Raw genomic sequence first — 21820 nt, forward strand, 5'->3', positions numbered from 1 at the left:
AGACGACCGCTTTTTCCTTATTTATGTTCATGCGAAATTGATTGACTTTATTTAGGGATTATGCTGATAATCGCCTGACAGTCAAGCCAGAAAGTATTCACCATTCACCAAGAAGTTGAGCGAGTAAAGTTAAGAGGACCTTAAATTTAGGTCAGGGCTTGAATTAAACCTCTAACAATTGAGCAATCTTAAAATTTAGGAGCAAATTGGGAATTAATCAATGACCCAAAAGCCATTTCTACGCCAGTATTGCTCTTTTAGAGCTTCTTCTAGCTGTTCTTTAACAATTAGCTTCTGTTGTATAAGCAATTCTCCTAATTTTATCCGGTTGTAGGCTTGCTGATGAATGGCAGCATCTAGTTGCTCAGGAGAAATTAAGTGTTTCTGCATTAGTATCTGACCTATTAGCATAAATTTAGTGAATGAGCAGAGAATTTCCTAGTTCTAAGATAGCAGGAGTTCCCGTAGGATTACCTTATTTTTTCTCAAACTTTAATAAGATTTTACTTAAATTTAACAAAAAATTCATAAAAATTAAATATTTTTAATGATTTTTAAAGCTTGTCTTAATAAAAATTGGTTGGAAGCGGCGATCACTTCAGTAGATTCACTGATCAAAGAATTTCCTGACCAATCAGTAATGACTCCCCCTGCTCCTTGGACGATGGGCACTATAGCACAAAAATCATAAAAATGCAAATCAGCCTCTAAAATAATCATAGGCATAGCAGACCAACCAGAAGCTAAAGCCACGTAATTATAACAGTCACCGCCAAAAGCCGTCCGTTGACAGACTTGCCGTAATTTTTGGGCCACTTGTTGTTGTTCATCGCTGATAAACATTAAAGGAGTGGTAGAAGTCAGACAAGCGTCAGCTAAATTTCCATAGCGATCATCCCGATAAGGATTGACCACAAGTTGACCATTATAATAAGTGGGTTGTCCCTGTACACCCAACCACCTCTGTTGTAGAACCGGCTGATTAACCACACCGAGCAAAGGCCGATTACATTCAAGGTCCACTAAACCAATTAAAGTCCCAAAAATCGGCAACCCTTTGACAAAAGAAGAAGTGCCATCAATAGGATCGAGTACCCAAGCTTTGCCGCTACGAGAGGGAATATCTTCACCTTCTTCGCGAATAATACCATCTTCGGGAGCCTCGGCTAAGATCATCTCAACCATCGCCTCTTCAGCTTGGCAATCAGCAATGGTAACAATAGAAGAAACTTGCCCTAACTTAGTTTCTACCGGTAAAGAGGGTTGTCTAAAATAGCGGCAAATAATCTCTCCAGAAACATCAGCCAATTGATGAGCTAACTTAACTTTTTCTTCTAATGGATCAATATTCTGACTCATAATGCCTGTATCCGAGAACCATAACTCAATATAACTCGCCTTCTACCTAAAATATCCTTTGCGATCTTTGCGTCTTTGCGCGAAAATCAATAATAGTAAATATCAAATCCCTAAGCAATGCAAACCCGTAACCTGCAAGTCCCTGATTCTGAAAACGCCATCACCACAATAGCCGGGCGAAGTGCCACTGTTAGCCGCACCACCAAAGAAACAGATGTACAAGTCAGCTTAAACTTAGACGGCCAGGGAAATTGCTGTGCAGCAACCGGAATACCTTTTTTAGACCACATGATCCATCAAATCGCCTCTCACGGATTAATTGACTTAGAAGTGAGAGCAACAGGAGACTTAGAAATCGATGACCATCATACCAATGAAGATGTAGGAATAACATTAGGACAAGCACTGTTTAAAGCATTAGGTGATCGCAAAGGAATTAGTCGTTTTGGTCATTTTATCGCGCCTTTAGATGAAGCTTTAATCCAAGTGGCCTTAGACTTTTCAGGACGGCCTCATCTGAGTTATGGGTTACAAATTCCGGGCCAGCGCGTCGGCACTTATGACACCGAGTTAGTGAGAGAATTTTTTGTCGCCCTAGTCAATCATACTCAAATGACTTTACACATACGACAGTTAGACGGAATCAACTCTCATCATATTATTGAAGCAACTTTTAAAGCCTTTGCCAGAGCAATGCGAATGGCCATAGAAATCGATCCTCGTCGTGCAGATGCTATTCCCAGTTCCAAGGGGGTTTTGTAAATGAGTCAATTAAAAACGGTTATCCCTACAGATACCTGGTTCAACACCACTTGGCAAGACTATCTAGAAATTCTTGAACCAATCGAAGGAGAAAAGGGGAAATCTTATTATTACAAAGGAAAATCTAGGCTAGAAATGTCACCGTTAGGCAATGATCATGGAAGAGATCATCTAATTATTATTATTGCTGTTAGCCTGTTTGCCAGTTTGCGAGGCATTCCTATTAATGGTACGGATAACTGTACCTACCGAAAAACGGGAACCCATCAGATGCAGCCTGATGTATCTTATTACATTGGGGATAAAGCTAATATAATCCCTTGGGGCACTTCCATTGTCGATTTAGATGTTTATCCCCCACCGGATTTAGTGATCGAGGTGGCGAATACTTCTCTTGCTGATGATAAAGGAGAAAAGCGGCTCTTATATGAAGATTTAAACATACAAGAATATTGGATCGTCGATGTTCAAAATTTAGAAATTATTGCTTTTAAAATTGTGGATGGAGGTAGTAAGCGAATCACGGATTCTCAAGTTTTGCCGGGTTTAGCGATGTCTCTGTTAGAAGAAACTTTACAGCGCACACGTCACAATGATCAAAGTCAGGTGATTAATGGGTTTTTATCTCAATTACGTTAAGTTTTTCTCGCGCCAAGGCCGTCAAGCAGAAATGGTTAGTTAACTATCAAGAATTGGAATTAAGATGATATTACCTACAAGAGACTGTGTTTTTCAAACCCCCGGCTATGTCCCCGGAGAACAACCCCAAACCACTGATTTTATTAAATTAAATACTAATGAGAATCCTTATCCTCCCCCGTCAGAAATTTTTGAGGTTTTACAAGGTGAGTTATCGAAAGTAAGACTTTATCCCGATCCGGTTTCTACTCAATTACGCAAAGCCGCCGCTCGAGTTTTTGGCGTATCTCATGAACAAATTTTGGCAGGTAATGGTTCTGATGATATTCTCAATATTGCTCTACGAACGTTTGTTAATCCTGGGGAAACGGTGGCTTTTTTAGATTTAACTTATTCGTTATATGAAACCATTACTCGGGTTCATGGTGCTGCTATTAAAACATTTCCTACTAATGAAAAATTTGAATTAGATCGTCCTCTCATTTGTCCCGAGGCAAAATTAATTTTTCTCGCTTCTCCTAATCCTCCAGTGGGTCAACATTTAAACCGAGATTATCTGGAAGAAACTTGTCAAAAAGCGGCAGGCGTTGTTTTAATTGATGAAGCTTATGTAGATTTTTCGGCTGAGAATCATCTCGATTTTTTGGCAAAATATGACAATGTGATTATCTCTCGTACTATGTCAAAGAGTTATAGTTTGGCGGGAATGCGCGTAGGATTTGGCATCGCTTCAATTCCGATTATTGAACAAATGGATAAGGTACGAGATTCTTATAATTTAGATCGTCTTGCTCAAGCTTTAGGAACAGCCGCCTTTGAATCTTATCAGTATTTCCAGCAAGTTTGGGCGAAGGTTTGTCAAACGCGAGAAAGGTTAATCAAATCTCTTAAAGAATTAGGCTTTTTTGTGTTTGACTCAGACTCAAATTTTGTTTTAGCTTCTGCTGAATGGATAGCCGCATCGGAGTTATATAGTCAACTGAAAGACCAAAAAGTTTTGGTCAGATATTTTAAGCATCCCCGTATTAGTAATTATGTCAGAATTTCTATCGGCACTGATGAAGAGATAGACCGTTTGTTAGAAGCCATCACTCAAATTAAAATGAGTCATTAGTCGTGAGTCATCGGTCATTAGTGAGGAGGTAAATATTATTAGCTATTAATGATATTTACCCAGAGTAAAATTTATGGGTTAGTTATTACAGTTATTAAGGATTTCTAATAACTAATGACTAATGACTAATGACTAATAACTAATGACTAATAACTAATTTGGACTTTGGACAAAAGAAAAAAATAATTAGCGTAAATATTACGCTAATATAAAATTGACAATATTCCCTCTACCTCAGCCGGTAAAAATTGCTGAGTAATCGGAAAAAGAACAGCTTACTTGGCGATTTGAAAGTCCGCTTTTACTTGTTCAGTTTATTTTTTTGTCTTTTTTTGATAACTTGATGGCGAGTTCGTGGGACTTGTTTATAACCTTTAATACGTCCAGAGGAATAACCCCGACGTTTGGGAGAAGAGGCAAATGTGCCCAATGTTGAAATTATTCGCTCAAAATCTCTTTGAACTAAACTAGGAGAAATTTTAATTAATTCATTGGTTTTTAAATACTGTTCCCAAGGGCGGGGCAAAACAACAGCTAATTTTCTAGCCGCCCATAAATTTACATAAGCCAATAGTGTTAATTTGAACCAGTTTTCTTCGTGCCTTACATCGGGAGTAGAATAGGCTGTCATTAATAATTTCTGTTTACTAAATCTGAAAAAATGTTCAATATCATAACGTTGTCGGTAAGATTGATAGCAATCAATCAGACTTAACTCTTCACGGCGAGAACCGATGACTATAAGCCACATAGGCTGCCAAACAGCATTATTAACTTCATCAGTGATGAGAATTTGTAGTAAAGTAAAAGGATAACTGTTCATTTTATAATTTTTATTTCCTCTCATTAACATCTGTTTCCATGCGGAAATTGTAGTGGTCAGTTGACGACCTGTTTTAGTAGTAAAGACGCATTGAGTAACTTCATTGGGTTGAGTCCAAGTGTTCTCATCTTTTAGGTCAAATTTATCCCCGTACCAACGGGGATGTCCCGACTTTTTTTGAGTAGTTATTTTCTCAATAAATTGTCTATAAAAAACCCGATTACTTCTGACTCGCGTAATAGTAACTAAGTTTTTATAATTGACTTGTTCGCCGATAAAATCTCGTTGACTATAAAAATTATCAGCGACTAAAACTGATAACTCTTGTCTTGAAAACGAAGAGCTTTCAAAAATTTCTTTAAGTTGTTTATTGCCCACATTCGCTGCTTTATCGTTACTCGGTACTCTTTCTCCTGATAAAGGAACTGCCCAAGGCTTATTACCTGTTATTGTTGGGTCAGGTAAAGCGCAGATAACTGAGTAAGTATGTCCAATATTTATGGGTTTATTTCCTTTAATAGGATTAGGATAATGGATAAATTTTTTATCAGCTAATACCGGTGAATACGGTCGTTGATAAGGAGTTGTATCTATTGCAAATAAGTTAAAATGTCGGGATTGAGATAATGGTATAGTAAGAGAAACTGCCTTGAGTAAATCTTTAATTTGTTTTAAGTATTCATCCTCAGTATCCTCAGTTTGATAAGGAAAAAATTCTTGAATTCCTTTATATAAACTGTTATAATTTCGTCTAAACAAGGGATTAAGAGATAATTCCACTACTGATGTTGCTTGTTGATTACTGGAGAGTGCATCTATCAACTCTATGAGAGACTCTTTTCTGGCTTTAAGCCCATTAAAAAGATTTTCCCTCCAACGACGAAACTCTTTAATTGCCTTTTCAGTTTCTTGATTTTTCATGGTCATTACTAACTTTTTCAAATATTAGCGTAATATATACGCTAATATAAAGGGAGGTCAATAGTTTCTCAAGATGTCAAATGGATTCCCAAAATTGTCTGAAAACCAATCAAGACCCGACCCGAAGAGCTAGACAAATTAAAAACCTAATCCGCAAATTTAAGCAAAAAATTCAGAAGATTCAAAACGAAGGAGAAGTCGCTCCCCCTAATTGTCATATTATTCGTTACCAAGTTACCCTTTCATCAAAAAATCTATTGGTATTATAAACTACAAGCCGCCGAACCTATCTTTACACGAGCCACTGACAGCCAAAAAAAAACGCTTAGATGTATATTTAGGTAAAGCTGGCAGTGAAGCTCATATTGATGCAATAGAGAAATTAACAAGAAGAGATCTTATTGATGAGTTAGAAAGGGTTATTAATTCTCTTCTGTGAAAGCTACTTGGATATTTATTTTGGAGGAGAAGTAGAAACCGACTCTTCCTATTGTACAGAAGAATTAAAAGATGATTGATTTTTTTGCCGCTTCTCAAAAAAAACTTTTTAATTAGCGTATTTTTTACGCTAATTAATTTTCTCCTTTGTCCAAAGTCCAAAACTAATAACTAATGACAAATAAGCGTCAACTGTCTTAAGATATAGGTAAAAAGACATTCCCATTTTTTGGGGAAACAAGCTAAACTGATAACTATTCTAGGTCTTGTCAGAACAATATATGACAAAAATCCTGATTCTCTATTCTTCGTTAGGAGACGGACACCTCAATGCCGCTAAAGCATTATATGAGGCTTTTTCCCAAAATCCAGAAGTAGAAGTCCGTATTGAAGATGCTTTAGATTATGCGAGCGCTCTTTATCGTAATACCATTATTCAACTTTATAAACAGTTAAGTGAAAAAGTTCCTCTTTTGTATAGAGCTTATTATGAAGGTACAGATACCACTGATTTAGAAACCTCTTTGGATGATAATCTCTCCGTCGCTAAACTCGAACGCCTCTTTTTTAATAAATTAGAACAATTAGTCATCGAATTTGCCCCAGATGCCATTGTTTCTGTACAACAAATTCCCGGACGATTAATTCAATTAGTAGAAGAAAAAAATCAACTCGCCATCCCCCATTATGTCGTGATTACTGATGTTATTGCCCACAGTAGTTGGCTTAATTATGGCATAAATGCTTATTTCATTCCCAGTCAATTAACCGCTAATGTTTTGATTCAACGGGGTGCAGATCCCTCTCTATTTCAGGTAACCGGTATTCCGGTCAAATTAGAGATTATCAAACCCAAAACCCAAGCTGAGGTAAGATTAAAACATAATCTGCCGCTAAACACTCCTGTGGTCACTGTCTTTGGTGGTGGACTCAATTCTAAACGAGTTCGCACGATGGTGTCAGAATTGCTGAGTCTGCTTTCAGAAGCAATGATTATAGTCGCCGCAGGACGAAATGAAACCTTACTCGAAGTATTAGAAGATCTTGAGGAAACCGAACAGGTTCAACTGCGAAAATTAGGACTTATTGACTATGTTGATGATTTAATTGTGGCCAGTGATTTAATTATTACTAAAGCCGGGGGACTCATTACCAGCGAGATCCTCGCTAGAAATACACCGATGATCATTGTTGATCCTATTCCAGGACAAGAAGAACAAAATGCTGATGTGATCACGATTGCCGGTGCAGGAATACAATTAAGATTGATAGAAATGGTAGGGCCTGCTGTGGAGTATTTACTCAAAGACAGAGAACGTCTAGCACAAATGCGTCAAGTGGCCGAAAAAGTAGGTCAACCTCGGGCGGCCCTTAATATTGCTGAATATATTCTCAATAATATTGTTTCTCAGACCGTTTCTGAAGTATCATTAATAAATGTAGAAACGGTTCAAAATTCAGAATTATCAATTCAAACTTAATGCAATTAATGAGAAAATTTCGTCAAAAATCCAATTTTTTTTGACGCTAAAAATCTTGGGGATAAGTTTCCCTAAACTAGGCTGGAACGTTCTTAATTTTCAAGGAAAAAACACTCAATAATTATGTTAACATCCATCGAGACTCAACCCTTTCTCTGGGGAGTAGCGACTTCTGCTTATCAAAGTGAAGGCGGCTACAATGGAATAGATCAACCAAAAAACAATTGGTATGAAAGTGAACACAAAGGTCGAGTCATGGTGACTGGACAGGCGGCAGATTTTTGGACTCGTTATGAAGAAGATTTTAAAACCTGTCAACAGATGGGACTCAATAGCTTTCGTATCGGAATAGAATGGGCCCGCATTCAACCTTCAACAGTGGCTAAACGTTCCCAAGCTCCAGATTTTGACCAACAAGCCATTAATACCTATGCTAAAATAATTGCAACCTGTCGTCATTATGGACTAGAACCGATAGTCACGCTTCATCATTTTACCCACCCGGCTTGGTTGGGGTTAGATGCTTGGCTGAGTCAACGTACCATCGATCATTTTATCAATTTTGTTCAAGTCAGTATTACAGAAATTAATCGACTCCTAATCGATCATTATCAAGTCTCACCAATTCATTTATTTATTACTATAAATGAACCAAATATTTTAGTAACAAACTCTTTTTTAAGAGCCGATTTTCCGGCAAAAACTAGAGGCATTAAAGCAGTTTTAAAAGCTTATAATAATATTTTGCTGGCTCATGTGAGGGCTTATAATTCTATTCATAATATTTATCAGTCACAAGGCTGGCCAACTCCGCAAGTTTCTTTGAATACTTATTGTAGTGATTTATATTGGCTAGAAAAAGTTATTTGGGATTTACTCAGCGTCAAAAAAAATCAGATAAAATTGGCAGAACTCAAAGATTATTTTGACAGCCAAGCCCAAGATTTAGAAATTTCTCTCTCTAAAGCTAAGTTGCCCTTTCGTCGTGACCTCCCTTACTATTTAGGGCGTTTAGTTCGTCGAGCCGCCAAAAGTTTAGGCTATTATCTATTTGACCCTAAATATTTTAAAACACTTTTAGTAGAATTAGAAAAATCTCCCTATCCTGATGTATTTGATTATCTAGCCATTGATTATTACGATCCTTTCATTGCTCATACTTTTCGCTTGCCTTTTTTCTCGGATTTCGAGTTTCAAACCAAAGATTTTCGCGGCTGGCTCATGAGTGGAATTACCAGTAAATGGTGGGATTGGCGTTCTCTCCCTGAAGGCTTACATTTTTTCTGTAAATATTATTCAGAACAGTATAAAAACAAACCTATTCTCATTGCTGAAAATGGCATGGCCTTGCGTCGCAAATTTGATAATAGTATTGCGACAAAAAGACCCGATCAAATGTCGAGAAGTGAGTTTATCAAAATCCATTTAGAACAGGTTAAACGCTTATTTGATGAGGGAGTTTCTTTAATGGGTTATATCCACTGGTCACTCACAGATAATTATGAATGGGGGTCTTATACCCCTCGCTTTGGACTATTTAGCCTTGATTTTATGGAGGGAACAAAACGTCTTGAAGTGGATCATTTAGGGGATCGCCCTTCTCAAACTTATGCTGAATTGATACAGAAAGCCAAACAAGCACTTAAAAATCAAGACAGGATATAATCCTGTCCGGTGCAAACCTTGTCTTTGATGGGTTAGCGCAAAAAGCTGCTGCATAACCAAAATATACAAAAGGTCGCTACAGCATATAATTGTTGATTATCTATGGGAAGACTCTTTAGCAAAGCCGCTAAACCTGATCCTATAGCGATCCCTACGACTAACCCAACCAAAGTAATTAAAACCGAACGCCAAAATTTTTGCTCTTTACGGTTGAGAAAATAAACGTTAGCAAAAATTCCCAAAGTTAGCAGCAGAGAAACTAAAGATCCTTGTGAATCTTGAATCACCACCGTAATTCCCGCTAAAGCTAAAAACACACCTGTAGCCAACAAAATATCGGTTGACGAGGGTGTATCAATAAACTGTTGTAGCCAGGATGGAGAGGCATTAATCGGTAATGAATTGAAAGATAGCTGGGGTTCGGCAGGTTTTTCACGCTCCGGAAAACGAATTCGCTCAGGAACTTTAATTTTGCCTTCTTGCCGTAGTCTGAGGCGCTCCATAATAATAGCATCGTAAGCCGCTTCGATGCTGTCGCGGAGTTTACTATCATCAGCATATTGTTGTAACAAGCGCTGTTTAGCCTCTTGGATCTCTTCAAAAGAAGCATCTTCTGTTACCCCTAGTTGTTGATAGGGATTTTGCTCGCTCATCTATAACCTCCCTTATGGTTTGCCCTATATTCAGTTAAATATAGTGTATTAAGGATTGTAGTTATTGGATACCAATAACAGTTAGTTTTCTCTAGGATAACTTGGACTGAGAATTGTCTGTTAGGGTTTAGGCTGGATTTTGTTTTTAGTTTAGCTTGAGAGTCAAAGAACTAACCCAAGGCGGCTAAAAATCCCTTGAACTTGTGGCTCAAGTGCCTGGTTGACCCCTAAATAGCAGCAGTATTAGTTAAAAAAACGAGTCTATGAGGCTGGAGCAGAGCCGATCGTCGGGTAAAGCCTGGGAAAATTAAAAAAATATAAACAGGCGCAAAAATGTAATCGCTCCCAAAAAAATTGCAGAAAGCTCTGTATTTTACTTGTGTTGATTAAGATAAATACAATATTAAAGATTCCTGTATGTCACAATGAAAAACGGTAATCATCGTAAGTAGTCAGCATTACCATTTAAATAGACGCGGCTTTATGCCTCTAAGTTTAGAAAGCTGACTAGCCTAAGTCGATAAAAAGACTATGTGACCCATATCAATAAGGTCTTACGTCATGGAATCACTCTATAGTTATGCCTGGCTGATCCCTGTTCTCCCTCTAATTGGGGCAGTAATCGTCGGCAGTGGGTTAATTTCTCTCAATCAAGCGACTAACCGTCTTCGGCAACTCAACGCGGTTTTGATAGTGTCTTTATCAGGTGCGGCAATGGTGCTATCTTTTGCGCTGTTGTGGAGCCAGATTCACGGTCATGCGCCTTATACTCGCTCCTTCGATTGGGCAGCAGCCGGCAATTTTCACCTGAAAATGGGTTATGTGATCGACCATCTCAGCGCCCTAATGTTAGTGATCGTCACTACAGTAGCTTTTCTGGTGATGATCTACACCGACGGATATATGGCCCACGACCCCGGTTATGTCCGTTTTTATTCCTATTTGAGTATATTTGCCTCTTCTATGTTGGGTCTGGTCATCAGTCCTAACTTAGTGCAAGTTTACATCTTTTGGGAATTGGTGGGAATGTGTTCCTACCTGTTAGTCGGGTTCTGGTTTGACCGCAAATCAGCCGCCGATGCGGCTCAAAAAGCCTTTGTGACTAACCGCGTGGGTGACTTCGGCCTGCTGTTGGGAATGCTCGGATTATACTGGGCGACCAATAGCTTTGATTTTCAAATCATGGGCGATCGCCTAGAAGAATTAGTCTCCACTGGGAGCTTAAGCGGGGCTTTAGCGGCTTTATTCGCGATTTTAGTGTTCCTTGGGCCTGTGGCTAAATCGGCTCAGTTTCCCCTTCATGTGTGGCTGCCGGATGCGATGGAAGGCCCCACACCGATCTCCGCTCTCATTCACGCGGCAACAATGGTAGCCGCCGGGGTATTTTTAATCGCCCGGATGTATCCGGTTTTTGATCACATTCCCATCGCGATGACGGTGATCGCCTGGACAGGGGCGTTTACTGCCTTCTTAGGAGCAAGCATCGCTCTGACTCAAAATGACATCAAAAAAGGTTTAGCTTATTCCACCATTTCCCAATTAGGTTATATGGTGATGGCTATGGGAATTGGGGGTTATACGGCTGGATTATTCCACCTGATGACCCATGCTTACTTTAAAGCGATGTTATTCCTCGATTCTGGCTCTGTCATTCATGGAATGGAGGGAGTCGTCGGTCATGACCCCATTGTGGCGCAAGATATGCGGGTAATGGGGGGACTGAGAAAATATATGCCCATTACGGCTTTAACGTTTTTAATCGGAAATCTGGCCATTTGTGGAATTCCTCCCTTTGCTGGTTTCTGGTCAAAAGATGAGATCCTTCACCTAGCATTTGAAGCTAATCCGGCTTTATGGCTGGTAGGTTGGTTAACCGCAGGGCTAACCGCTTTTTATATGTTCCGAATGTATTTTATGACCTTTGAAGGGGAATTTCGGGGCAATAATATGGCTCTGCGGAAATTCGTAGCCGTTAACCGGGGATTTGCACCAGCCCAACCGGTTTTTGGGCCGGGAGCGATGGATGTCAAAGAATTAGACCATGATACTGATGAACAGGACCATGAACAGGATCATGATCATGGTCATGGTCATAGTCACTCTCCCCATGAGTCTCCTTTGACGATGACATTACCCCTGATGATCTTGGCGGTTCCTTCTACCCTCATTGGGTTGGTGGGTAAACCTTGGGAGAATTATTTTGAAGGTTTTATCTATCCCCCTGGGGAAGTTATCGAAGAAGCGGCTCACCATTTCGACTGGAATGAGTTTTACATTATGGGCGGCTCTTCTGTGGGCATTGCCTTAATTGGGATCACCCTTGCTTCTTTGATGTATCTCCACAAGAAGATTGATCCGGCTACGATCGTTCTTAAATTCCCCTCCCTCTACAAGCTCTCTCTCAATAAGTGGTACTTCGACGACATCTATGATCGCCTCTTTGTTCAAGGATCTCGTCGTTTGGCTCGTCAGATCATGGAAGTGGACTACCGAGTGATCGATGGAGCAGTTAATTTAACTGGACTAGCTACGATTATTAGTGGTGAAGGGTTGAAGTATTTAGAAAATGGTCGCGCCCAATTCTACGCTTTAATTGTTTTTGCGGCAGTGTTGGGTTTTGTGATTGTGTTTAGTGTGGTTTAATTTTTAGGCTAGGATGGGGCGTTGTTATTGGGGTGATCTTATTCACCCCTTAGCCCCTCCACTGGCCACCTGATCATATTTGAAAAAATTTATAGAAGTTAGGATAAGCCAAAATAGAGGCATCAAAAATGACGGTAACATCCACACAAGAGCATTTATATAGTTTTGAACAATATTGTAATTATGATGATGGAACAGATAACCGTTATGAATTGGTGGATGGGAAATTAGAGGTAATAAATCCACCAACTGTTAGACATTTTTTGATTACCAAATATTTAGAAAAAGTTTTTGACCAAGAAATTACTAGAAAAATTTTACCTTGGGTCTGTTTTAAAGAGGCAGGTGTCAGAACAGGATGGAGAAAGTCAAGATTAACGGATTTATTTATTGTTCCTCAAGAAGCGGCTCTAGAATTAATCGATCAGTCAGCTATTTTTCAAACTCCTCCTCTGTTAGTTGTAGAAATTGTTAGTCCTGATTCGGTTACTAGAGATTATCGTTATAAACGCTCTGAATATGCGGCTGTAGAAATTGCTGAATATTGGATTGTTGACCCGAAAGAAAACAAAGTAACTGTATTAATTTTAGAAGAAGGTTTTTATGAAGAATCAGTCTTTATTGGAGAAGATAAGATTATTTCTAGACAGTTAAATGAAATCGATTTGACCGTTAAACAAGTTTTAGATGCCGGAAATATTTAACCAGAGATAGTTTTAAATCATCCCCACCTATTAATAAATTCTGGTGGGGATACAAATATAGAACAGAGAAAGAAAATAAGAATTAACTGTTGGGTCCGTCGCCAAAAACTTGAGTTTTAAGGGCTTCAAACTCGAGAATTAATTCCTTGCGGTTTTCTTCTTTCAGGAGATAACGATAGACAAACCAAGCGGTATAACCTAATCCTACGAGTTCCAAAATAGGAGCTAGTAAGGGAATATCATCGATTGCATCTAGCACAGCCAAGGTAACTTTAACAGTCACAAGACCTGCCACAATTAAGCCAATGGTAATCAGAGGTTTTTTATTATCTGCAAAAAATTCACCGATATAATCGGGAACTTTAGCCAGAGTATCCATAACAGGTTGTACATACTCCATCCAGGGTTGGTCAGAAGCCGGTTTAGCTAAAGTTCCTGGTTCATTATTGATGGTAGTTTTGTCAATTTGTCGCTCTTTTGCTTCCATATTTACTCTATCCCTTTAGTCAGGTTGGACGTTTTTTGCAATATAACAAGCGAGTTGTCTGATGAAACAGACTCACTAACTTGCTCATATTATCAGACACTTCAGATAGCTTGTTATCCCTCTCAACAACTATTTAAGTTTGACAAAAGGGATAATAGAGCCGCTACTCCCAAGTCATTTGAATTGACTGATGGCCTCAATGGCTTCTTCTAAAGCGATCGCTATATGAGTCCAATGAGTTCCCCCTTGACAAAAAACAATATAAGGTTCTCGCAAAGGACCATCAGCCGAAAACTCCGAGGTACTCCCATCAATAAAAGTTCCTCCAGCCATGACTAATTGACTTTCATACCCTGGCATAGGAGCAGGAACGGGTTCTAGATAGGAACTGACCGGCGAACAGCGTTGTATAGCTTTACAGAAGGCGATGAGTTTTTCTGCTGACCCTAATTGTATCGCTTGAATTACGTCTTTTCGAGTAACTAAAGGAGGAGGATTGACAGGATATCCTAACTTGTCAAAGACATAAGCGAGCAAATGACTGCCTTTAATGGCTTCTCCCACCATTTGCGGCGCAAGGAATAGCCCTTGAAACAGTAGACGATTTTGCTCAAAAGTGGCACCTCCACTACTACCAATGCCCGGAGCGGTTAAGCGGCACATGGCTTGTTCGACTAAGGCGGCTTTGCCGGCCAGATAACCCCCGGCGGTGACAATGGTTCCCCCCGGATTTTTAATCAATGAACCGGCCATTAAATCAGCCCCTACTGCGGTGGGTTCTCGAGCTTCGATAAATTCCCCATAACAGTTATCGACAAAACAGATTGTGTCTTGGTTTTGCGCTTTAACAAGAGTGACTATTTTTTCAATCTCGCTAATGGACAAACTCTCACGCCAACTGTATCCACAGGAACGTTGTATCAATACCAACCGAGTATTAGCTCTAATTGCAGTGCTTAAAGCTTGCCAATCAATTTTTCCTTCTGAAGTTAAGTTCAATTCTCGATATTGGATGTTAAACTCTCTTATGGAGCCTTGGCCCATTCCTCGCAAACCGATAACTTCTTCGAGGGTGTCATAAGGTTTTCCTGCTACGGCTAACATTTCGTCCCCAGGACGAAGAACGCCAAACAAAGCACAGGTGATCGCATGAGTGCCAGAGACAAGCTGTACTCGTACCGCAGCCGCTTCTGCTCCCATGACCTGAGCGTAGACTTGATCGAGTGTTTCTCGCCCTAGATCATCATGCCCATAGCCGCTCACACTGGAAAAATGGTGTACTCCGACACGGCAATTTTGAAAAGCCCCTAAAACTTTTTTCAAATTGTGCTTGACCTGAGTGTCAATTTCAGAAAAGATTGGAGATAATATTTTTTCGGCTGAGCTTACAAGAGTCAAATTGTCCATTGATTTAGAAAAGGTTAAATTTTGTTACTCATTATTGAGTCAAAATCCAAAAATACCTTGGTGTCGCAGTTTTAGACACCTGTGTTACAGGTATGTAAATAAATTTTGAAATTTTGCTCAACTATTACCCAAATATAGTTAAGCTTAATGAGTTAGAATCAATTACATATCTGGATTATCCCAGATTTCTTTGATTTTTAACACGGCTTGGTTCCGACTTGATTTCGCATTATAGGTTAATACATGACTGTTGCTACATCTGAAAAACTCTCCCCTGCTTGGCATATTATTATCTACATGGCTACCATTCATCTAGTAGCTCTGTTAGCTTTTTTGCCCAGTAATTTTAACTGGGGAGCAGTTGCCGTTGCCTTTATTCTGTATGTTGTGACTGCTGGAATTGGAGTTACTTTAGGTTTCCATCGTTTAGCGACCCATAGAAGTTTTGAAACTCCTAAATGGTTAGAATATATTCTCGTTTTTTGTGGAACGCTTGCATGTCAAGGGGGCCCCATCGACTGGGTAGGCTTACACCGAATGCACCACAAATATTCTGATACCGAATTAGATCCCCATGATTCTAATAAAGGATTTTGGTGGAGTCATTTGGGGTGGATGCTCTATAATCTTCCTGCCGATAAAGAAATTCCTCGATATACAAAAGATATCGCTGATGATCCGTTTTATCAATTTTGCCAAAAAAATTTAATTGCTATTCAAGTAGGTTTAGGCTTATTGCTGTTCGCGTTAGGCGGTTGGCCTTTTGTTATTTGGGGGATTTTTGTTCGTTTAGTGGTGGTATTTCATTGCACTTGGTTTGTTAATAGTGCTACCCATAAATTCGGTTACCAAAGTCACGAATCAGGAGATCTTTCTAAAAACTGTTGGTGGGTTGCCCTGGTAACTTTTGGAGAAGGCTGGCACAATAATCATCATGCTTATCAATATTCGGCTCGTCATGGTTTAGAATGGTGGGAAATTGATTTAACATGGATGTTTATTCGAACTTTACAGTTTTTGGGTTTAGCAACCAATATTAAGTTAGCTCCGACGAAGGAATAAGCAAAAAACAATCCAACTAGACAAAAGGTTTTCTTTTGTTGAATTATATTAGTTAATCTATATTCATCTCCCGTTATTGGATATTTCGCCTAAGCGGGAGATAAGTTTTTTTAAGTTTTCAAAACCCCACTAGCATTAAAAATAATAGTGGTACAAACTGTTTTAGGTGGATGATCAATTCAAGCGCGACAAAAAAAGCTGACTTTCCCGAAAATAAAAAGTCAGCACCGAAAGTTTAATCAAAAATTTTTATCAACAATTTATTACATAAAATTGGGACGATGATGTATTAAATTCAAAAATTCTTCACGGGTTTTTTGTTCTTCTTGAAAAACTCCCAACATGGCACTGGTAACCGTCCAAGATCCAGGTTTTTGAACTCCTCTCATCACCATACACATATGAGTCGCTTCCATGACCACAGCAACCCCTTGAGGTTCTAAAATTTCTTTAATGGCTTCGGCAATTTGACGGGTCAGTCGCTCTTGAACTTGTAAGCGGCGAGAATACATTTCTACAATTCGCGCTAATTTACTCAATCCCACTACTTTTTGATTAGGAATGTAGGCCACGTGCGCTCTACCCATAAAAGGCAACATATGATGCTCACACAGACTGAAGAAATCAATATCTCGTACCAGTACCATCTCATTATGCCCTTCATCAAAGATAGCACCATTGACGATTTCTTCAAGAGACTGATTGTATCCTTGGGTGAGAAACTGCATCGCTTCGGCCACACGCTTAGGCGTTTTTAAAAGTCCCTCTCGATCTGGGTCTTCTCCCACTGCCTCTAAAATCATCCGTACGGCATCGCTCATTTGTGCTTTGCTGTCTACACTAGCTAGATGAATTTGGGCCGGTTGACCGTTGTGAGTATTGCGATCTGGTCGAGTAGAAACCCGATCAACTAAATTGGGATTAAGGATATTGGAATTAGCTGCTGTCACGTTAGAAGAATTAGAAGAATTAGCGCGATTGTATCCGTTAGAAGGAGCTACTGTCATAAATTTTAGTGAATGGTTTTGGTGTATGGTGATTAAAAATGAAAACAAACAGAGGAAAATTAAAGAGCGCCTGCACTAGGCATAATGGTCATTTCGTCAATGACGGCTTCTTTTGGTAGTAAGGCGGCTTGTAAAATCGCTTGGGCTACCGTTTCAGGGTGTAACATGACTGAACGTTCAAAGTCAGCTTGAACCGTCTCTGTATCCCAAAGCGGTGTATTGACTGAACCTGGAGAAATGGTCATCACACGAATGCCATTCGCCCTTTCTTCAGCCGCTAAAACCTTAGAAAAAGCCACAATTCCTGCCTTGCTTACACTGTAAGCTCCCCACAGGGGAAAAGCATTATTCGCCGCACAAGAGGCTACATTAATAATTGTGCCTTGACCCTGCTGACGCATCTGGGGTAAAACTCCCAAGACACATTGAAAGACGCTGGTGAGATTTATATCCATCACCTGTTGCCAATGGGTTAGGGAAGTATCAGATAAAGAATTTGTGTAACCTATGCCAGCATTGTTAACTAAGATATCAATTGAACCAAAATCTTGAACGATTTCTTCTATTTTTTGTTTTACTTCTTCAATTTTGGCTAAATCGACCGGATAAGAACGAGCTTTTACTCCGACAGCTAGGGCCGCATTCACCACTTCTTCTAGTTTATCTTGAGAACGACTCACAAGGGCGACATCAATACCGGCTTTAGCAAATGCTAAGGCAGTTGCTTTACCAATGCCGCTACTAGCTCCTGTAATAATCGCTCGCTGTTGACTAGAATTCAAACTCATGATATGCTATATCGACTCTTAGGATATTTTTGGCCAATTTCGGCGATCAGCCTTGAAAACCTGCTACAAGACCTGACTATCTGTATCAGACAGTCTGATAAATTTTCATGGACTAATGATTTAAACCCAATCAATTTTTCAGTGAGCTAAGTGTTTTGCTATACCAAAAAATGAGCCAAGGAAGGAATAACGTTACAAAAGTATACCTTGGCAATTATAACATGGGCAATGGGGATCAAAGATCACCGAGCTAAGATTTAGATAAATCTCATCAGCTATTGATTGGCCTCAATAGTAAGACTCGGGAAATTTAGGCATAAGCTTCTTCAAAAATGCCAATGTGACGGAATTTTTGATAACGTAACTGGCGACGTTGTTGGGGACTCATTTGAGATAAGTCTTCTAAATGGGCAATTAAAGCTTGTTTGAGAAGACTAGCGGCTTCCAAAGGATCAGCATGGGCGGCTCCGGAGGGTTCAGGGACAATATGATCAATAATGCCCAAATTTTTGAGGTCAGGAGCCGTAATTTTGAGGGCGACGGCGGCTTGTTCCGATTTTTTGGCATCTTTCCAGAGAATAGCGGCGCAAGCTTCTGGAGTGGCCACGGTATAGACTGAATGTTCGAGCATCAAGAGTTGATCGCCAACGCCAATGCCTAAAGCGCCGCCGGACCCTCCTTCACCAATGACCGTAGAAATAATCGGCACATCAAAGCTAAACATTTGACGCAAATTATAGGCGATCGCTTCTCCTTGTCCAAGTTTTTCTGCCTCTACACCAGCCCAAGCCCCAGGAGTATCAATAAAGGTTAAAATCGGCATATTAAACTGGTTTGCGTGTTCCATCAGCCGCAGGGCTTTGCGATAGCCTCCGGGGGCAGCCATCCCAAAATTGCGAGCCACATTATCCTTGGTATCTCGTCCTTTTTGATGTCCTAAAATCACCACTGGACGACCATTTAAGCGGGCTACACCCCCTACTAAAGCGGGATCATCATATCCGCCGCGATCACCATGTAGCTCAAACCATTCATCGGTCATGGCTTGAATATAATCGAGGGTAGAAGGACGACGGGGATGACGAGCTAATTGCAGACGTTGAGAAGGGGTTAAGGAGCTAAAAATCTCTTTGCGGAGTTGTTCGGCTCTAGTTTGTAGCTGAGAGATTTGCTCAGAGACATCGACATCATTTTCTTCAGCGAGTTGCCGAATTTGGTTAATTCGTGCTTGTAGCTCATATAAAGGTTTTTCAAAGTCCAGAAGAAAAATGCGACGTTCGGTTTTTGACATAATTTTTTTTATACTTACTCATGACTCAGTTTATCAGAAATGTCGAGGGGAAGACCCCACCTATAAATTCTACAAAAATACCCACATTGAACGGTGGGGCTTGTCCTGACCCTGAGCAATGCGAAGGGGAAGGAATGAAACCTCAACCAATAAATAACAGCGTAGCACATCTTGACATTTTGCGCTCTGACTACTAGCATAAAAACATATTTGTTTGAGGTCGGTAAACAATGATTGTTTTAGAAATGAAAGCAGTGGTCAAGCCTAATCAAGTCTTAGCTATTGACGATGCTATCAGGACAGTGCAATTCATCAGAAATAAAGCATTAAGGCTTTGGATGGATGCTAGTCGAGAGGATAAAATTGACAAATATGCTCTCAATAAATATTGTCGTATTTTAGCCAAAGAGTATAAATTTGCTGATGAATTAAACTCAACAGCAAGACAGGCATCATCAGAAAGGGCTTGGGCTGCTATTTCTCGTTTCTATGACAATTGCAAAAAGAATATTAAGGGTAAAAAAGGTTTTCCTAAGTTTCAAAAGAATAATCGTTCCGTTGAATATAAACAGTCAGGTTGGAAATTATCTGATAATAGAAAGAAGATAACTTTTACCGACAAAAAAGGAATTGGGACACTCTCTTTAAAAGGAACTAGGGATTTAAACTTTTACCCAATCGACTCCTTTAAACGAGTTAGATTAGTACGTCGTGCCAATGGTTACTATGTCCAGTTTTGTATCAGCGTTGATATAAGAAGCTACTCTAAACCATTAGAACCTACTAAACATTGTGTAGGAATTGATGTTGGATTAAAAGTTTTCTATGCAGATAGTGATGGCAAAACTGTAGAAATCCCTCAATACTATCGTCAAGCTGAAAAACTTTTAAACCGGCTTAATCAACGTAAATCTAAGAAGTTTAAGAAGGGACAAAAGCCATCAAACAACTATAAAAGAGCTAGACAAAAATACGCCCGTAAGCATCTAAGGGTAAGTAGGCAGCGTAAAGGTTTTGTCCAACGAGAGGCATTGCGCGTAATCCAATCTAACGATTTGGTAGCCTATGAAGACTTAAATGTTAAAGGTCTAGCTAAATCCAAGTTAGCTAAAAGTGTTAATGACGCTGCTTGGTCAACTTTTCGTCAATGGTTAGAATATTTTGCTTTTAAATATGGAAAAGCAACTGTAGCTGTTCCACCTCATAATACATCTCAAAATTGCTCTAACTGTGGTGAAAAAGTCAAAAAATCTCTATCAACTAGAACTCATAAATGTCCGCATTGTCTATATGAAGAAGATAGAGATATTAACGCAGCAATTAACATTTTGAAATTAGGATTAAGTACGCTAGGGCATAGCGGATCTAAAGCTTTTGAAAGTGAAATTCTTTCAACGTTAGCTATAGCTAATGGGGGAGAAGATGCCTCTACTTTGGTTGGAGCAATCCTGTCAGAGCAAGCATCTTCTGTGAACCAAGAATCCCCATCTATATTACCAAACAAAGTGTAGTAATTAGATGGGGAGTGTCAATATCTCACTTGACCGAATCGGTAGTTATTCCATGCTGTCTGGGAGACTATTTGAAGGGCATTTTAGACTAAAACTACTTCTTTTGCCGCTTGTTTTTCTTCTTGAAGCTTCTTGAGGGCATTTTTGAGAACTGCTGTCAGTTGTCGTGTATTTTCTTTGAGGTTGGTTCCCTGATATTGAGCCACATCAATAGGCTGACCAATCTTGATCTCTACATCAGTTCCCCAACGAGGGTACAGATGAGAATAGTTAAGATTAACCGGTAAAATTTTAATCCCACTGCCGGGTTGATGGGTTTCCACATCAATAGCCATTCGTGCGACACCGGGTTTGAGGCGTTGAACTTCAGTAGAGCGGAAAATCCCCCCTTCAGGAAAAATCACCACCATTTCGCCTTCACTTAATAGTTTCACTGTATGCAGGACACTTTTCGCTCCCGGACGCTCAGTATTAACGGGAAACCCACCCAATTGACGAATCAACCAACCTTGTAACCCTTGCATTTCCTCCACCATAACCATAAAACGTAAATCTCGGCGGCTGACAAACCGTCCAACAGCATAGGGAATCAGCAAAGCATCCCAACGAGAACGATGAGTTGGGGCGACAATCACAGGCCCTGTAGTGGGAATATTTTCTTGTCCTGTTATTTTGATGCGACCAAAATATAAGGGAATGACTAAATAACATCCCAGAGGATAAACAAGACGTATTAATAAAGGATTAATATGAGAGCTTACGGTGATAGCTTTTTTAGCGCTTGATTCATCAATCGAATGTATTTGCTGACTCATGACTGACAGATGATGCTGTTCGTTTCTCTTGCTTCTAGCTCTAGCTTAAGTTCAAACGATGGCAAGTGTCTTCTGGCCTAGGGACAGTTATTTAGGTGTCATTCGATTTTCAATTTCTAATGGTTATGGATAAATTTGTCGAGGGATATGATCTGAAAATTTATCAGGCAATATATTGTCTGTTGTAAAGGGCAACCATCATCTAGCAATTGCTACGCTTGTTGTTAGGCCGATGCCTCAGCTTGAAAGT

At 39.7% G+C, this 21820-nt stretch carries 20 protein-coding genes; 10 read left to right on the forward strand and 10 right to left on the reverse strand.

Translation table 11 applies throughout. The annotated features are described in order from the left end of the window. Window positions 1–213: 213 nt before the first annotated feature. Together CYAN7822_RS27220 and CYAN7822_RS27225 are read right to left on the reverse strand one after the other, a co-directional pair. Window positions 214–411, reverse strand: coding sequence for a cyclic di-GMP-binding domain-containing protein, MshE-related (locus CYAN7822_RS27220; RefSeq protein ID WP_013325483.1), 198 nt, complete (start codon window positions 409–411; stop codon window positions 214–216). Between the two features lie 123 nt (window positions 412–534). Beyond that, entirely contained in the window at window positions 535–1359 is an 825-nt protein-coding gene (locus CYAN7822_RS27225; protein WP_013325484.1) for an inositol monophosphatase family protein, read from the reverse strand. Window positions 1360–1476: 117 nt separating this feature from the next. On the opposite strand from CYAN7822_RS27225, the gene hisB reads away from it, so the two are divergent. The 3 genes from hisB to hisC all read left to right on the forward strand — a co-directional run bounded on the left by hisB (window position 1477) and on the right by hisC (window position 3874). Then, window positions 1477–2121, forward strand: a complete 645-nt coding sequence (hisB, locus tag CYAN7822_RS27230) for an imidazoleglycerol-phosphate dehydratase HisB (RefSeq protein WP_013325485.1) — start codon at window positions 1477–1479, stop codon at window positions 2119–2121. Then, a complete protein-coding gene (locus CYAN7822_RS27235; protein WP_013325486.1) occupies window positions 2122–2760 on the forward strand; it encodes a Uma2 family endonuclease in 639 nt (212 codons plus the stop codon). It abuts the gene before it with no gap. A 67-nt stretch (window positions 2761–2827) separates the two neighbouring features. Further along, window positions 2828–3874 (forward strand): histidinol-phosphate transaminase, encoded by a 1047-nt coding sequence (gene hisC, locus CYAN7822_RS27240; RefSeq protein ID WP_041934055.1) that lies wholly within the window; start codon window positions 2828–2830, stop codon window positions 3872–3874. Window positions 3875–4175: 301 nt separating this feature from the next. Here hisC and CYAN7822_RS27245 read toward each other — a convergent pair whose 3' ends face one another. Beyond that, the gene (locus CYAN7822_RS27245) at window positions 4176–5618 is read right to left on the reverse strand and encodes an NF041680 family putative transposase (protein ID WP_041933402.1); all 1443 of its coding nucleotides are present in this window, start codon (window positions 5616–5618) and stop codon (window positions 4176–4178) included. An 80-nt stretch (window positions 5619–5698) separates the two neighbouring features. Between CYAN7822_RS27245 and CYAN7822_RS39685 the strand changes: the two genes are divergently transcribed. From CYAN7822_RS39685 to CYAN7822_RS27260, 3 genes are all read left to right on the forward strand, one after another. Next, entirely contained in the window at window positions 5699–5887 is a 189-nt protein-coding gene (locus CYAN7822_RS39685) for a hypothetical protein (RefSeq protein WP_245602621.1), read from the forward strand. A 450-nt stretch (window positions 5888–6337) separates the two neighbouring features. Further along, window positions 6338–7537: an MGDG synthase family glycosyltransferase gene (locus CYAN7822_RS27255; RefSeq protein ID WP_013325489.1), complete on the forward strand. Its 1200-nt coding sequence runs from the start codon at window positions 6338–6340 to the stop codon at window positions 7535–7537. 123 nt (window positions 7538–7660) lie between these two features. Then, window positions 7661–9202, forward strand: coding sequence for a glycoside hydrolase family 1 protein (locus CYAN7822_RS27260; protein ID WP_013325490.1), 1542 nt, complete (start codon window positions 7661–7663; stop codon window positions 9200–9202). 32 nt (window positions 9203–9234) lie between these two features. Here CYAN7822_RS27260 and CYAN7822_RS27265 read toward each other — a convergent pair whose 3' ends face one another. Beyond that, window positions 9235–9855 carry a CPP1-like family protein gene (locus tag CYAN7822_RS27265; protein ID WP_013325491.1) on the reverse strand — a complete coding sequence of 207 codons (621 nt, stop codon included), beginning with the start codon at window positions 9853–9855 and terminating at the stop codon, window positions 9235–9237. Between the two features lie 561 nt (window positions 9856–10416). Here CYAN7822_RS27265 and CYAN7822_RS27270 point away from each other — a divergent pair. Next, entirely contained in the window at window positions 10417–12498 is a 2082-nt protein-coding gene (locus CYAN7822_RS27270) for an NAD(P)H-quinone oxidoreductase subunit 5 (RefSeq protein ID WP_013325492.1), read from the forward strand. 128 nt (window positions 12499–12626) lie between these two features. Then, complete coding sequence (locus CYAN7822_RS27275; protein ID WP_013325493.1) at window positions 12627–13202, forward strand: Uma2 family endonuclease; 576 nt, start codon at window positions 12627–12629, stop codon at window positions 13200–13202. 82 nt (window positions 13203–13284) lie between these two features. On the opposite strand, the gene CYAN7822_RS27280 is transcribed toward CYAN7822_RS27275, so the two are convergent. After that, the gene (locus CYAN7822_RS27280) at window positions 13285–13689 is read right to left on the reverse strand and encodes a CAAD domain-containing protein (protein ID WP_013325494.1); all 405 of its coding nucleotides are present in this window, start codon (window positions 13687–13689) and stop codon (window positions 13285–13287) included. A gap of 174 nt (window positions 13690–13863) precedes the next feature. Further along, complete coding sequence (locus CYAN7822_RS27285; protein ID WP_013325495.1) at window positions 13864–15096, reverse strand: methionine gamma-lyase family protein; 1233 nt, start codon at window positions 15094–15096, stop codon at window positions 13864–13866. Between the two features lie 243 nt (window positions 15097–15339). On the opposite strand from CYAN7822_RS27285, the gene CYAN7822_RS27290 reads away from it, so the two are divergent. Next, a complete protein-coding gene (locus CYAN7822_RS27290) occupies window positions 15340–16158 on the forward strand; it encodes an acyl-CoA desaturase (RefSeq protein ID WP_013325496.1) in 819 nt (272 codons plus the stop codon). A gap of 263 nt (window positions 16159–16421) precedes the next feature. Here CYAN7822_RS27290 and folE read toward each other — a convergent pair whose 3' ends face one another. From folE to accA, 3 genes are all read right to left on the reverse strand, one after another. Continuing rightward, complete coding sequence (gene folE, locus CYAN7822_RS27295) at window positions 16422–17165, reverse strand: GTP cyclohydrolase I FolE (RefSeq protein WP_013325497.1); 744 nt, start codon at window positions 17163–17165, stop codon at window positions 16422–16424. Between the two features lie 59 nt (window positions 17166–17224). Further along, window positions 17225–17953, reverse strand: coding sequence for an SDR family oxidoreductase (locus CYAN7822_RS27300; protein ID WP_013325498.1), 729 nt, complete (start codon window positions 17951–17953; stop codon window positions 17225–17227). A 310-nt stretch (window positions 17954–18263) separates the two neighbouring features. Continuing rightward, window positions 18264–19244: an acetyl-CoA carboxylase carboxyl transferase subunit alpha gene (accA, locus tag CYAN7822_RS27305; protein ID WP_013325499.1), complete on the reverse strand. Its 981-nt coding sequence runs from the start codon at window positions 19242–19244 to the stop codon at window positions 18264–18266. A 230-nt stretch (window positions 19245–19474) separates the two neighbouring features. Here accA and CYAN7822_RS27310 point away from each other — a divergent pair, with 230 nt between their 5' ends. Then, entirely contained in the window at window positions 19475–20755 is a 1281-nt protein-coding gene (locus CYAN7822_RS27310; protein WP_013325500.1) for an RNA-guided endonuclease InsQ/TnpB family protein, read from the forward strand. A gap of 83 nt (window positions 20756–20838) precedes the next feature. On the opposite strand, the gene CYAN7822_RS27315 is transcribed toward CYAN7822_RS27310, so the two are convergent. Continuing rightward, on the reverse strand, window positions 20839–21570 hold the full coding sequence (locus tag CYAN7822_RS27315; RefSeq protein WP_013325501.1) for a lysophospholipid acyltransferase family protein: 732 nt from the start codon (window positions 21568–21570) through the stop codon (window positions 20839–20841). Between the last annotated feature and the right edge of the window lie 250 nt (window positions 21571–21820).

It is taken from the genome of Gloeothece verrucosa PCC 7822, from assembly GCF_000147335.1.
In the GTDB taxonomy this organism is placed as follows: domain Bacteria; phylum Cyanobacteriota; class Cyanobacteriia; order Cyanobacteriales; family Microcystaceae; genus Gloeothece; species Gloeothece verrucosa.

Excerpts from the sequence above, each read along its gene's own strand:
- CYAN7822_RS27265 (WP_013325491.1), bottom strand. The coding sequence starts at position 9,855 with ATGAGCGAGCAAAATCCCTATCAACAACTAGGGGTAACAGAAGATGCT.
- CYAN7822_RS27245 (WP_041933402.1), bottom strand. The coding sequence starts at position 5,618 with ATGAAAAATCAAGAAACTGAAAAGGCAATTAAAGAGTTTCGTCGTTGG.
- CYAN7822_RS27285 (WP_013325495.1), bottom strand. The coding sequence starts at position 15,096 with ATGGACAATTTGACTCTTGTAAGCTCAGCCGAAAAAATATTATCTCCA.
- CYAN7822_RS27275 (WP_013325493.1), top strand. The coding sequence starts at position 12,627 with ATGACGGTAACATCCACACAAGAGCATTTATATAGTTTTGAACAATAT.
- CYAN7822_RS27290 (WP_013325496.1), top strand. The coding sequence starts at position 15,340 with ATGACTGTTGCTACATCTGAAAAACTCTCCCCTGCTTGGCATATTATT.
- CYAN7822_RS27280 (WP_013325494.1), bottom strand. The coding sequence starts at position 13,689 with ATGGAAGCAAAAGAGCGACAAATTGACAAAACTACCATCAATAATGAA.
- CYAN7822_RS39685 (WP_245602621.1), top strand. The coding sequence starts at position 5,699 with ATGGATTCCCAAAATTGTCTGAAAACCAATCAAGACCCGACCCGAAGA.
- CYAN7822_RS27270 (WP_013325492.1), top strand. The coding sequence starts at position 10,417 with ATGGAATCACTCTATAGTTATGCCTGGCTGATCCCTGTTCTCCCTCTA.
- hisB (WP_013325485.1), top strand. The coding sequence starts at position 1,477 with ATGCAAACCCGTAACCTGCAAGTCCCTGATTCTGAAAACGCCATCACC.
- CYAN7822_RS27300 (WP_013325498.1), bottom strand. The coding sequence starts at position 17,953 with ATGAGTTTGAATTCTAGTCAACAGCGAGCGATTATTACAGGAGCTAGT.
- CYAN7822_RS27235 (WP_013325486.1), top strand. The coding sequence starts at position 2,122 with ATGAGTCAATTAAAAACGGTTATCCCTACAGATACCTGGTTCAACACC.
- folE (WP_013325497.1), bottom strand. The coding sequence starts at position 17,165 with ATGACAGTAGCTCCTTCTAACGGATACAATCGCGCTAATTCTTCTAAT.
- CYAN7822_RS27255 (WP_013325489.1), top strand. The coding sequence starts at position 6,338 with ATGACAAAAATCCTGATTCTCTATTCTTCGTTAGGAGACGGACACCTC.
- CYAN7822_RS27225 (WP_013325484.1), bottom strand. The coding sequence starts at position 1,359 with ATGAGTCAGAATATTGATCCATTAGAAGAAAAAGTTAAGTTAGCTCAT.
- CYAN7822_RS27315 (WP_013325501.1), bottom strand. The coding sequence starts at position 21,570 with ATGAGTCAGCAAATACATTCGATTGATGAATCAAGCGCTAAAAAAGCT.
- CYAN7822_RS27260 (WP_013325490.1), top strand. The coding sequence starts at position 7,661 with ATGTTAACATCCATCGAGACTCAACCCTTTCTCTGGGGAGTAGCGACT.
- accA (WP_013325499.1), bottom strand. The coding sequence starts at position 19,244 with ATGTCAAAAACCGAACGTCGCATTTTTCTTCTGGACTTTGAAAAACCT.
- CYAN7822_RS27310 (WP_013325500.1), top strand. The coding sequence starts at position 19,475 with ATGATTGTTTTAGAAATGAAAGCAGTGGTCAAGCCTAATCAAGTCTTA.
- CYAN7822_RS27220 (WP_013325483.1), bottom strand. The coding sequence starts at position 411 with ATGCTAATAGGTCAGATACTAATGCAGAAACACTTAATTTCTCCTGAG.